Annotated in this window: 7 protein-coding genes; all 7 read right to left on the bottom strand. The window is 35.6% G+C overall.

Features of this window, described 5'->3' with window-relative positions:
• Positions 1-9 precede the first annotated feature (9 nt).
• The gene (locus A9D35_RS00705) at positions 10-2,742 is read right to left on the bottom strand and encodes a T9SS type A sorting domain-containing protein (protein WP_066217784.1); all 2,733 of its coding nucleotides are present in this window, start codon (positions 2,740-2,742) and stop codon (positions 10-12) included.
• Between the two features lie 348 nt (positions 2,743-3,090).
• Positions 3,091-4,182 carry an alpha/beta hydrolase fold domain-containing protein gene (locus A9D35_RS00700; protein ID WP_066217782.1) on the bottom strand — a complete coding sequence of 364 codons (1,092 nt, stop codon included), beginning with the start codon at positions 4,180-4,182 and terminating at the stop codon, positions 3,091-3,093.
• An 808-nt stretch (positions 4,183-4,990) separates the two neighbouring features.
• Positions 4,991-8,347 (bottom strand): T9SS type A sorting domain-containing protein, encoded by a 3,357-nt coding sequence (locus tag A9D35_RS00695; RefSeq protein WP_066217780.1) that lies wholly within the window; start codon positions 8,345-8,347, stop codon positions 4,991-4,993.
• Positions 8,348-8,996: 649 nt separating this feature from the next.
• Positions 8,997-11,159, bottom strand: a complete 2,163-nt coding sequence (locus A9D35_RS00690) for a right-handed parallel beta-helix repeat-containing protein (protein ID WP_083191572.1) — start codon at positions 11,157-11,159, stop codon at positions 8,997-8,999.
• A 51-nt stretch (positions 11,160-11,210) separates the two neighbouring features.
• Entirely contained in the window at positions 11,211-12,395 is a 1,185-nt protein-coding gene (locus tag A9D35_RS00685; protein WP_218017715.1) for a putative glycoside hydrolase, read from the bottom strand.
• Positions 12,396-12,485: 90 nt separating this feature from the next.
• Positions 12,486-13,805: a family 43 glycosylhydrolase gene (locus tag A9D35_RS19360; RefSeq protein WP_218017714.1), complete on the bottom strand. Its 1,320-nt coding sequence runs from the start codon at positions 13,803-13,805 to the stop codon at positions 12,486-12,488.
• A complete protein-coding gene (locus A9D35_RS19355; protein ID WP_066217775.1) occupies positions 13,714-14,118 on the bottom strand; it encodes a family 43 glycosylhydrolase in 405 nt (134 codons plus the stop codon). Before A9D35_RS19355 ends, A9D35_RS19360 begins: the two co-directional genes overlap by 92 nt.
• Positions 14,119-14,139: the final 21 nt, after the last annotated feature.

Below are 14,139 nucleotides of genomic sequence, written 5' to 3'. Positions count from 1 at the left end.
TGGTAATGGTTAGTTACGCTTTACAAACTTTTTAATTAAGGTATATCCTTCTGGACTTTGCCCTTTTAAGAAATATACGCCTGCGGCTAATTGAGAGATATCTAAATGCTGAACTTCGGAATTATAAACTATTATAACCTTACCAGTAAGATCCATGATTTGGCCTGACTGCATTGGTTTGTTCATAAAAATTTCGTTTGTAGCTGGGTTAGGATATAACCTAAATCCTAATCCAACTTCTTGAATAGTGTCATCAACAGAGAGTGTCTCATCAAATTTAACAAGCACATTAATACCTTCTATCGACCATTTATTAGTGGTTGCTTCATTTCCAGTTCCTATTGCAAAATCTTGAATATTTTCAATTCCTGTAGACGCACTTAAGTAAATAACCTCAGGTGTAAGAGATAATCTTGCCAAATTGGTTATAACATCATTTACTTTTAAGGAAACCCGATCGTTTGCAGATTGAGCATTTACAATAGTAACCGATTCAAATGACATGGTTATGTTATCTAAAGTTAGGTTTCCGCCGTTTGCATTAAAATCTATGATTTTAATATTTTGAATACGTTCTACCCATTCGTTATCACTTCCTGTAAAAATATCATCGCTATTTTCGTTTGTACCATCACCTAATCCCCAAGCAAATTCAGTAGACACACCACCAGAGAGCCCTGAAATCACAGCTTTGTCGCTTGGTGGTATTACTTCTATTGAGATTTTATAAGTAGCCAATTCGTCTGTAGCGGTTTGTGTTTCAGAAATCATAGTGGCCATTTTTCCTATACCATAATTAGTCACTGGAGTCGCTCTAATTTCTACTGCTACTCCATCTGAAGTGTCTAAAGGATCTACTGTTATTTGTAGTTCGCTATCAGTTGAATGTGTACCGTCATTAAGCGTAAGTGTAAACGTATTGTCACCAACATGGTCTAACTCTGGTATACCACTTAAATACCAAATCCCATTAGACAACTTTTCTACATTAAGCCAAACTGCGCCGTCATTAATGATTATGCTAAGATCATCACCTTCAAAATCATAAAAATCTACACCTTCTTCTAAATAATATTCAAAAGGTTCTAAAACTGGTATGTTTTCTAAAGTCATGGAATTTAGCTTCCAAACAGGAGAACCGTCTTCAGGATTTGTAAAACCATCAGGAGGAGATACCACATTTAAAGTCACTTCTCTATCTGTAAATCCATCACTATCTTCGGCTCTTAATTTAAACGTATATGTCGTCACTTCGCTTTCAGTTGGTGTACCTCCTAATACCCATATTCCCTCTTCTGTTTCTGTTAGTGTTAACCAATCTAGAGCTTCTCCTCCTTCAACAATAGCCAAATTTGTTATCCCTACATTTTCTGGATCCCAAAAATCTGTGCCTTCGATTAAAGTATGACTATAATCTTGTCCAGGAATGATTTCTGGTAAAACTGTATATTGTCTTGCCCAATTTGGTGCTCCTGGATATTGATTTACACTTAGATCGGCATCTACCAATTCTAATTGTCTTAATGCATAAGGTTGGAGTGTAAGGTTTGGAGAAGCATTGTTTAAATTTGTTATCACAAGAGGTGTTCCCCAAGTGATACCTCCTCCGTTAATTAAGCCCACATTATTCCATTCCACAAACTCTCCATCGGTTAAACACGGTGTACCCCCATCATTCCACGAGGTAGTACTTTGTTTTGGAAAAAAATGAGCAACAACATTATCGTTCCAATCTATACCATCGTTTGTATACGGAAGCCCATTATTGTCTCGCATGTATTCACATATACCAAAATTCACGGTATATAGCGGATCTCTAGGTTCAACCATATTTCCTGCTCCACCAAAAGGGTGTCCAAATTTATAATCCTCAAAAAGTGAAGGTGTTCGATATGGTAAAAACGGATCACTATCGCGATCACCAATTCCATTATTAAAGGTTATAGCTGCATTTGGATTCCCTGCATGACAGGCATCAGCAAATGCTTGATAAACTCTTTGCGTATCTATATTTCCCGTACTATAATCGTCGCCTGCAGATGCCATGTTTACATGAGCAGCATCGAAACACCAAGCATCTATTAAATCGCCATAACGCATGGCATAGTCTTTAAGAATGAACTCCGCATAAGCAAACATATAAGGACGACGATCATCGTTAACTCCATCTTTATGGTATGCTTCACTATTAATAAAAGCTTGAACTGTAGGATCTGTATCGCAATAGGCCTTCCAGCGATTTGAAAAATCAGGGAACTCACTTGGAGCACCATTAAAAGCTTCCCATTGCAACAAATTAGCCGAATTTACGTACACCTCTGTTTTTAGGCCAGCTGCTTTTATAGCCTTTAACCAACTCAAAAATGGATCTGGTGCTGAAGCCCGAGGTACCACCAAATTTATTGGTTTTCCATCCGGTCCCAAATCTCCTTCCCACAACTTTTCTAAAAGCGGATGTGGTGCTGTATGCACAGGAGAATAAATATATGGGCTTGCTAAACCTACCTGAATAAAATCTACAGTTTTAAGGTGTTGTATCTGAGTTAAAAAAGCTTCTATAGAAACGCCTTCTATATTTCCATTATGGTTATTTTCTGGTAACCATAATAGGCCTAAGGATCCACGCATCCAATCTGCTCTTAATCCCAAATCTGGATCTGGAATTTGTTGGGCTTGGATATCTATGTTTGTGAAAAATAGACATAGAAGAACTACAAATAAATGAATAGTATATTTTTTCATTGGTTTTGATTTAAAATTTATATCATTAATTATTTATCAATCCTGATGTGTTTTGATGAAATCTTAAAACTGATAACATTTCAGCAAAAACATCTTAAAAGCATTAAAGTCCTATTTTTTAATAAACTTACGTGTTACTGGTACCCCGTTAGAAGTAAGACCTTTTAGTATATATATACCTCCTGCCAAATCTGATACATTCATTTTTTCAATTTCACGATTAAAGGTTTTTAAAACACAAACTGCAGCAAATATGCCTAAGGTTCTTTTAAATGTGTTGTTTAAGTAATTTTTTTCATAATTATGGTTTTTAGTTAGTTATTAATTGGTGTTTAATTTTGAAACATTTTATGCTTTATATTTTTGGAAAAACGCTACGGTTAATTTGGTGATATCGTCTAATGGAGGGACAATGTCTCCACCTGCTTTTCTCCAATTATGCCCTGCTTGTTTAACAATAAACACCTCTACATTTGCACCAATACGATCTGCTTGTGCTTTCATATGTGTAGCGTGTCCAACAGGAATTGTGGTGTCGTTATCGGCGGCCATCATAAACAAAGGCGGACTATTTTTAGTTAAATAAAAAATAGGACTCATCTCTTTGTACATGGCCTTTATTTTCGTGGAATCGGATTCTGTTTTGCTGATTCTAGAACTAAATCTGTCTGGATCTTTGGATGGATCATCTGTTTCGAACAGTGCTTTTATGGTAAAATCTGAAGGTCCATACCACGATACGCCAGCAATAACTTTATACGGATTTCCAAATAGCTGTTCATCGCCTTTAAAATCATTAGGATCTGCAAGCGTTAACATTTGTGCTATATGTCCGCCAGCAGAATCGCCAAGTACATAAACTTGGTTTTGGTCTAAACTTAATTCATCTGCATGTTTTGATAAATAACGTACTGCATCCATAGCATCTATAACACAGTCTCGCATTAAAACGGACTTTTGTCTAGTAAGGCGATAGTTAATGGAAACCACCGCAAAACCTTGTTTCACCAATTCTATAAATGGATATTTAACAGGTGGTCTTACAATATTTTCTTTACTCCCATTAAACCAACCTCCTCCGTGCGTATATAGCATTATAGGATATTTTTTGTTCCCGATTTTTGCTTCAGGGTAATAAATATCTAGATATAAGCCTTCTTCTGGTGTCGATTTGTACTTAATATTCAACTTTATTTTGCCGGCTGTTTTAAGGTATGGGATATCGTACTTATAAAATTCTTTTAGTGTAAGGGTTCCGCTATTATCGGTATCGTAGGCTTTTATTTGTTTCCAAACCTGGTTAACTTCAGATTGTTCTAACAAACCATTCTCATTCCCATCAAGTTTCTGAAATTCTGTGTCGTAAAATTCCTTTTGATTAGAATTTTGAGCATTCATCACACCTACAAAACATAACGCATATACAAAAAATCGATTCATAACTTAAAATTCTATTACTTGTTTAACCTAAACATAAAGCCTAAAGAAAAAGGTTTTAGTTTCTCATAAAAATCAACGACAACGTTGTAAAACAATTTGTAAAATAGATTTCAATTTTTATCCAAAAAATACGTTAAGACAATGTGTAAAAAAGGTGTGTTTTTAAAATGCTTACTTCGGAATTTTGAATCTTTTTAAGCGTATTGTTTCTTCATGCAGTTGACAATTATTTGTTGCTCATTACAAATATGCACACCACGCTCTAAAAAAGACTTACTCTTGTCCTGCTTTTATTTTGCTGAATTCAACCAAATAGAAATGAGTAACCCTAATTCCCCATATACCGTAAGATTTCAAGAGACCTTACTCAAATCAACTTTTGTTAAATTTTATATATTTCTAAAATTAACATGAGATTTTATATCGTTATACTAAAAATTAGATATGAATTTTAAGTATTTCATATCTTATTAACTTTAATTCTACAACAGGATTTACAATTAACCCGATTCTTTTTAAAGCACTAAATAGTATCGCAAAGTGTTTAAACCAATCTTAAATTGGTAATAGAAAGTCTCCTAAAAAAGGGAATTTATAAAAAAACGCATGAAAGAAATTAGGGTAAATTGAAGCCTATAATTTTAATATTACACAGCAATTCTATACTTAATTTTATTAAACCCACAAACAAAAAAACACCCAAATTAGAATGATCTCATTTGGGTGTTGTAGTATTAAAATAGTTCTCTAAGTATTAGGTTCTTGGTATTTCAATTAACCTAATTCTATAACAAGTGTTTCTACCAGATTAGTTTTTAATGATTTTTACTGGCTGACTTTGGTGACCATTTCCATTAATTGAAATGATATAAACCCCAGATATAAAATTAGAAATATTAAGCTGAAAATCTGACATATCTTCATTCAAGTAAATTGTATTACTCAATTTTAAGTTACCCTGTAAATCGAAAACTTGTAATAAAGCACTCCCTCTGTAACTACTCGTTACGCTAATGGTAGTTTCAGAAGCGACAGGATTTGGAGTTACTGAAATATTATCGATTGATATTTCAGTATCACAACTTCCTAATACAGCACCTTTTCTTAAAAATGCAGGCACCGCATTTGGAGAAACACATATAACATGACCATTGTGACAAATTTGTACCTTAGCACCATTATTCCCACAACTTACATCTGTTACTTTTACAAGTACTACTTTAGTCGTAGCACAATCATTTTCATCAGTCACTGTTAAGGTATAAGTTGTAGTATTTTTTGGAGAAACAGTAATTTCTGGTGAGGTTTCTCCTGTACTCCATTCATAGGTGTAGTCACCTGTTCCACCAATAATGGATTCTGCTCTTAAAACAACTGATTCTGTTAAATAACCAATGTGAATTTCTTGATCTTGAATCATTGTTATTTCTATTGGCGCTATGGCCTCAATACTAACCGATCCTGTTACACTATTTCCATTTTTATCTGTAACTTGAACCGTATAGTCTCCAGCAGCCAAATCTATTGCTGTTTGCGTTTTCTGTCCGTCACTCCACTTATAGGCATAAGGTCGTTGTCCGCCTTTCACTTCAACCGATGCTGATGCTGTTGCATCTCTAGAACAAAGTAATGGCGTTGATTCTAGGGATACTAATTCCAAAGGAATATCGAATTTAACAAGTACATTAATACCGTTTATAGACCACTTATTGGTAGTTGCTTCATTACCTGTACCAATGGCAAATTCAGTAATATTTTCAATACCTGTTTCAAACTCTAAATAAAAAGTTGATGTATTACTCTCCATTTTCTTCCCCTCTGTAATCAAGTCTCCTACACGCAGTGAAACGCGATCCTGTGAAGATTGTCCATTTATAATATCTACAGCATTAAAAAAGGCAGACATATATTCAAGTTTTAAATCACCTCCATTTGGATTAAAATCAACAATTTTAATGTTACCAATATGTTCTACCCATTCGTTTTGGTCTCCGTTAAATATATCATCACTATTAGCAGTTGTACCATCACCAAGCCCCCAACTTTTTTCTGTAGATGTCCCACCAGATATACCAGAAATAATAGCTTTATCGATAGAAGGTGTAATCTCTATAGATAATTTATATGTAGCTATCCCATCGGGGCCCGTTTGTTCTTCAGAAATCATAGTTGCCACCGTACCTATGCCATAATTTGTATCGGCAGCTGCTTGAATTAGCACTTCTAAATCTGTTGACAAACTTTTATCCACATTGATTATCAGCTCTGTTTCTGAAGCATGTGTTCCATCGGTAAGGCTTAATGTAAACTTATTTTCGCCTTCATCTACCTTTTCTGGCGTTCCGCTTAAATACCAAACACCTTTTGATAATTCTTCTAAATTAAGCCAATGTGCTTCTCCAGAAATAGCAATACTTAAATCGTCCCCTTCAAAATCATAAACATCTTCACCTAATTCTAAATAATATTCAAAAAATTCTGAAACCACAGTGTTTTCTAAAATCATAGGGTTTGCTTTCCATACCGGCGAACCATCTCCAGGATTTACAAAACCATCTGGATGAGATACCGTTTTTAAACTAACTTGTCTATTGGTCGATCCATCGGCGTCCTGAGCCTTCAGTTCAAAAGTATATACTGTTTCTGTTGTTTCTGTTGGTATGCCTCCTAAAGTCCATACTCCTTCTTCTGTTTCGGTTAGCGTTAACCAATCTGGAGCTTTTCCATCGTCTACAATGGACAAAATAGTATTGGTAGACCCTAAATTTTCTGGATCCCAGAAATCAACCCCTTCAACTAAAACATGCTCATAAGCTTGCCCAGGAATCACTTCTGACAATCTTGTAGTTTGTCTAGCCCAATTTGGTGCTCCTGGAAATTGATTTTGCTTTAAATATTCGTCTGTTAATGCTAATTGTCTAAGGGCATAAGGCTGAAGTGTAAGGTCTGGTGCATTATTAAGATTAGTCCTTACTAATGGTGTTCCCCATGTAATAGCCCCACCATCTATAATTCCTGTGCTTGTCCATTCCACAAATTCTTCATCTGTAAGACATGGCGTATTTCCGGCATTCCAAGAAGTTGCACTTTGTTTAGGAAAGAAATGACTCACCACATTATCATTCCATGCTCGATTCTCAATCAAAATTTTATTGCCGTCTGTTGAAATTTCCTTGTTTACAGACTCCACTAAAAAAGCAGACCCATTGTAATCGCTCATCCATTCAATTACATGATAATTGTACGTATATAAAGGATCTCTAGGTTCCACCATATTTCCAGCTCCCCCAAAAGGGTGACCAAAGGTATAGTCATCAAAATAAGTTGCTGTAGAGAATGGGTTTAATTCCCTATCTCCAACACTGTTATTAAACGATATGGCTGCATTTGGATTTCCTGCATGACACGCATCTGCGAACGCTTGATAAATTCTTTGATGATTAACATCATCCGATTGAGGCTCATCACCACAAGCTCCCATAATATTGTCGGCAGAATCGAAGCACCAAGCATCAATTAAATCACCATAACGCTCTGAATATTCTTTTAAAATAAACTCGGCATAACAAAACATATATTTTCTTCTTTCCGGGTCGTCTTCACTTATATATGGATTATTTTTTATAAACGCTTGAGCTGTTGCATTTGTATTACAGTATTCTTCCCAACGTTCGGAAAGGTCTGGATAACCCGCAGGAATACCATCGGGAACACGTGCCAATAAATTATAGGAATTCACATAAATTTCTGTTTTTAACCCAGCCGCTTTAATAGCCTTTAACCAGCTTAAAAATGGATCTGGTGCTGAAGCCCTTGGTACTACTAAGTTCAACGGATTTCCGTCAGGATCGACATCGCCTTGCCATAAACTTTCAATAATGGGATGTGGTGCGGTATGTACAGGTGAATAAATATTAGGGTTAGTAAGACCAATTTGAATATAATCAATCGTTTCAAGTTCCTTAATTTGTTCGATAAAAGGTTCTATTGACACCCCTTCTATATGACCATTATAGTTGTTTTCTGGCAACCATAGAGCGGCCCAAGATCCACGCATCCAATTTGCTCTTAGGCCTTGATTCGGATCTGGAACTTGTTGGGCTTTCATTGGTATGTTCGCAGCAAACAAACATAGCAATAACATGTAAGTTTTAATTGTAGTCATTTTCATTACTATTAGCTTTTTAAAGTTAGTTTATGTCTTTTAAATAGGGTTTCGACCCCAAATACAAATATGCATACCTCAACCTAAAAAAGGCTTACTCTTGTCTTGCTTTTAAATTGCTGAATTCAACCGAATGAAAATGAGGACCCTTAATTCCCTATATACTGTATAATACAAGAGAGGCTTACTCAAATCGACTTTTGTTAAAATTTATATATTTCTAATATTAACACGTACTTTTATAAAGTAATTTCAAAAATTAGACATCAATTTTATGTATTTGACACTTTATTAACATAAGATTTACACAAAAAACGAAGTAAAACTGATTCATTTTCAATACACTAAAAGTATAAACCAATGCTTAATTTGATCAAAATTAAATAACAAAACTCCTCTAAAAAATCTATTCCATATTTTAAAACTTGGAGATGAATTCAGTGCATAATGCAGCATATAAATTTGAATAAAACATACGTTTTTATATTAACTACCACTATGACTCTACTTCCGGTTTCAAGCCATAATCCGTGTTATTAAACAATAAATATTACCCCTGCAAAAACAAAAAAACACCCAAAATGAAAAAACCAAATTTGAGTGTTATGTATTAAAAATATTTTATTGTATGATAATTAGTGGACTCCTATTATTCCACTGGACGCAACCCTATTTCGGAAACATCAATAGGAACAATACCAAGTTTTAAGGCCGGAGAATTGGGTTGAAACCTAAAATCGCCATGTTCAATATCTACAAACAATGGATCGGTGGCTAAACTATTTGCATCTGAATGATCTTCTGTTTGCAGACTTTTCAAAGTTTTTTCAGCAATACTATTGTCTGCTTTATTAAAGTAAATGTTATAATCTGAATCTACATCTTTTATGGTTGCAGGAACTCTTCCGCGGCTATCTTCACCAAATAAACCCTTTCCTGGTGGCGGTTGAGAAATGAAAGTACTTGCTTTAGATAAAGAATAGAAAATATTACGCTTATTACTGGCGCCTTCCATCGGGCCTTCAACAATTTTTAAAAACACTTCTCGAGGCTCAAAAATATCGGCGATAATATTGTTTTCAAAACGGTTATTCAATTTTAAAATCATGCCTTGTGAGGTACATTTATAGATGACGTTTTCGGCAATTAAAGCGTCCATTTGTCCGCCATCGGTGCGAATACCACTTTGTTTCCCTGTTTCTGTCACCAAATCGTGAATATAATTTCTTCTAATAATATTCCCTGGGCCAGAAGCACGGATATAGATGCCATTTCCATCGCCTAGCTTGTTCATGACGTTATGAATTTCGTTATATTCAATAACATTATTTCTACTATGCCAATAAGGGCGCACTATATCGGGAGTTAATTCTTTTGGTAAATCGCCAATTTCATGCCATCTAATCGCGCGATATTGCTCACGAATTTTAGAATGTTTGAAAAAACGAATCACACAACCAGAAACAATTAACCCACAATAATTGGTGTCGTGAATTAGGTTATTGGCTACCCGATTTTCGCCGCTATTCCAAAGGAAAATCCCTGGTGATTGCCAATAAATTTCACCAACATGATGGATGTTATTATTATAAACCGTATTCTTTTTATTGACGTCTTTGGTTCCTGGGCCATACCCACAAAGCAGAATTCCGCCACCGCCCATATGCTCAATATGGTTGTTGGACATTCTATTATTTATACCGTGTAAATCCACACGAATGGCACCGCTGCCTCCGTATAAAAAATGGCTTTTGTCAATCGAACAATTTTCTGTACCACGAAAACGTACCATGGCATTGTTCTTATCTAACATATCCCAATCGTGTTGCAAACCTGCATCGTGTTTAGTTAAAGTATAACGTTCGGCATGTTTAAAGGTTAGCCCACGAAAATGAAGGTTACGTACTGGCGTGTCTTTAGGTCCATCAAAATCAATGCTACCTTCTACACGAATTAATTCTAAAAGTTTAGGTGCAAAAACAGCCGATTTATTTCTAGGCCACAGATACACTTTACCCTCCTTGGTATTAAGAACCCATTCTCCAGGTTTATCAAGTGCTTCCAATACGTTTTCTACCCAATACCCTTTTCTTTGCATAGCATAAGTGGCTTCAATCGAAGTTGTAGCAATGCCCTTTTCCTCATTTACAGAAGCAAGAGGTAACATGTTTACAATCCAATCACGTGTTGGACGTACCAAAATTTCAACATCTTCAACATTATCCCAATTTTTCAATTCTCCTTTCGAAAAATGAAGTTCTGTTCTAGTACTTGTATTTAAAGGCTTATATTCTTTAGATTGTGCCCGGGGCAGCATGCCTTCATCATCAAAAAGTGTTAAAAATTTATCCGAAACATCGGCTTCAAACACGTGACCTTCTGCCTCCTTGGGCAAACCAGGAACTTGAGTGGTTACTTTTTTCCAATCCTTAATTTCAACCCCAGAACTAAATACAGGCGTTTCCCCCGGATAAGCAGCATAGGTTATTTTATTATTTTCTCCAGAATCTTCTAAACCAAACACAACGGTTTTGTTTAGTTGATAAACACCGTCTCTAATAAGCACCAAAATATCTTTGGCCTGCTTCTTTTTTAAGGTTCTAACAGCATTTCTAGCACGTTCTAAAGTTACAAAAGGGCCATCGGTTCGGTTCGCATTAGGTGCTGCTAATGTTCCCGACCATTTATCGGAACCTTTGGTGGACACATAAAAGTCTGCTCTATTATCGGACTCTGTTTGAGCCGAACTACAAGAGCATATTATGAAACATGCCATGAGCCATGTTAAAGCTAGGGTGAAGTGTTTTTTCATTTTTTATAAGTTAAATAATTTTAATTCCACGTAATTTTTGCTTTTCTACTTTCAGTATTTATCCAAACTTTGGCGTTCAAACTCACGAGTGAACTCCCAACCCGTTGGTGTTATTCTTTTGTAAGCACCTTTTGGTGCTCCTAAAGGTTTTTGTAACTCTGGATAATCTACTAAAGATCCATCTGCCAAAGCCCAGCCCCAGCTATACATAAAATAAGAATATGGCTGCGCCCCTATTAAATAACAGGCCAAAGCATACTCTAATTTTTCTTGAGAAATTTTAGGCATGACTTCGTACTTTTCTTCCTTGCTTATACTTCTAAGAAATCCGCGGTCGTGCCCTTCTACGCCAAGCCGAAAAACAGAAACTTTACCAGCCTGAGCATTTTTAAGCATATCCTCCCAGTCGGAAAGTAAATTTTCCTTATTGTAATGCACTGCGCTATAATTTTCGAACATAAGAGCATCGCTCACAGGGTAAATATATTTAGCATTAGGGCTATTTGCATTGTTAGCTAATAGAATTTTGTCGGGACCTAACTGCTTTTTAAGATTCGACATCATTTCACCCATAGCAATTTCAATAGCCTCTTTTTTGTCTTTCATCAAATTGACATTTCCATGCATTTGATCTATAAAAACGCCATCGCTACCAGATTCTTTTACACCTTTCACAACAGTATTTACCCACCACTTACGAAAATCGGGATTTAACACATTAAAAAGAAAAGCCGTGTGTTTTTGTGCTAATTGTCCCGTTTTAGGATTCTCTATTAAAAAGGATTTCAATTGCGGATTAGCATCGATACGATCGGTTGTAAAATCTTTACTGTACGACGTGTAAGGCCAAGCCAAAGCCGCATTAAAATAAAACAAGACTTTCAAATCTGGCTTTATGGCTTTAAATGCCGAAACTTCGTATTTTGCCCCTAATTCTGCAGCTCCTAAAGTATCGTAACCATGCGATTTTTCTATGCAAATAAAGTTGGTACGTGCTGCAATAAAGTTACGTTCTTCCGGAAGCAATACTCGTGCTTTATCTCCAAACATGAAATACAGCGGCGTGGTATCCCAACTAAATGGGGGATAAAAATCTTTTGATTCAAAACGACCGCCTTCGCTATTTACAAAGGAAATCGTTTTATTTTCTTTTGAAATAACTTGTGCATGGGTAATTAAGTTTGACAACATAAGGACAAACAATAACCCTATTTTTATAATGTTTTTTACTTTCATAATTACGTGTATGACTTCTTTATATGAAGCTTTTTATTGTTGTTGATTTATTTGCAAAACTTTTGCAACTGTGTCTTCATAGCAAGCTGATTATTTCACTTTTAAAATCACATGATCCCAATACCCCGTTCCTTTAAAATCATTGGAAGTCAAACAACGCAATTCAACCTCAGTTTTAGATCCGCTATTAAATGTGCCCTTGTAGGTTACCCATTTATCTGATGCGTGGGCTGCTTCTAACTCAAACTTACAACGGTCATCAAAACTCCCATTGGTGTCAAAAACAACTTTCCCTTTAGTTCCTGATTCCACTTTTAGCTGTGCACTTAACTCATATTCGGTATGTGGTTTCAATGCTACTTTTTGAGTTATGGCTTTTGGTTTTCCGCTGCCTTGGTATTGCATTGAAAAATATCCTTTTGCTGCATCATTTTTATGGTGAGCAAATGGTTCTGGATTTTTATTAAACCAGAATTTTATTTGACCTTGGGTAGCCAATTCGAAAGACCCATTTTTTACTAAATTTTCAATATTCAATTTTGAAATTTTTATGGAAGCTATTTTATCGTTACAGCCTATGTCATTTAAATCAATTCTATTTTCTTCAAACAGCCAGGATTTACCCTTAAAATTGTCGGCTTCAAAACCTTCTACAACATAACCTTTTGGTATTTCAATAGATGAAATTTCATTAGCAGAAATTCCTAATTTTTTCAAATCGGATTTGGTATAATGCCCTAAACCAAGCGCTCCCATCATGCCATTAAAATGAACATCTTTATGAAAGGTTGGCAGATCTACTCCAAGCGTTTGAGTGACCATGTTTATAGTGCCGTCTTCATTAAAAGTTATGGGATCAAAACAAATAGATCGGTTGGTAGCAATGCCTCCAGACAAATTCCCATTGTGATAAAAAACATACCATTGCTCTTTAAATTTTACTACCGATCCATGCATGGTTATAACATCTGTACTACCCAGAAAAACACCTTTACACTCGAAAGGACCAAATGGATTTTCGCTAATGGCATATCGCATTTTGTTATATTTTGGAAAATCGTCCGGATAGATGGCATAGTAAAGATTGTTGCGTTTAAAGACAAACAGACCTTCACGAAAACCATCTAAACCTTTAATTATATGACGTTCGCCTTCAATTTCCATCATATTTTCTTTCAATTTATAAGCATGAGCTATGTCTGGACCTCCATGATACAAATAAGCTTGGCCGTCGTCGTCAATAAAAACACAAGGATCTATTAAAGATTCCAAGCCATTGATGTACCCTTGGACTTTAAAACCGGAAGTTGGTTTAACGCTAGTTGCTATTCCTATTTTCCAAGTTTTTTTTAAAATCTGTACCGCTAGGATGCGGAAAATAGAAATAATAAGTTCCGTTTTTATAAGCACAATCGGGAGCCCACATAAAACCACCTTCTTTACGGCCCCATTCCACTTGTCTGGAATGTAAAATCTCGCCATGATCTTTCCATGTTACCATATCATCGGTAGAAAACACATGATAGCCATCCATGGTTTTATAGCCTTTTGGTGGTGCAACATCGGTTGAAGGGTACACGTATAACCTGCCATCGTCCCAAACATGTGCCGAAGGATCGGCAGTAAACATATGACTAACTATAGGGTTTGACCTTCGGTTTTGGGCGTTAAGTTGTGCCATTACAGTACAAACTAATACGATTAAAACTATTTTATTTTTCATTCTAAATTATATTTTTAGCAT

Source organism: Formosa haliotis, from assembly GCF_001685485.1.
GTDB lineage: Bacteria > Bacteroidota > Bacteroidia > Flavobacteriales > Flavobacteriaceae > Formosa > Formosa haliotis.
The sequence above is the reverse complement of the archived record's forward strand: the minus strand, read 5'-3'. Positions and strand labels throughout refer to the sequence as shown.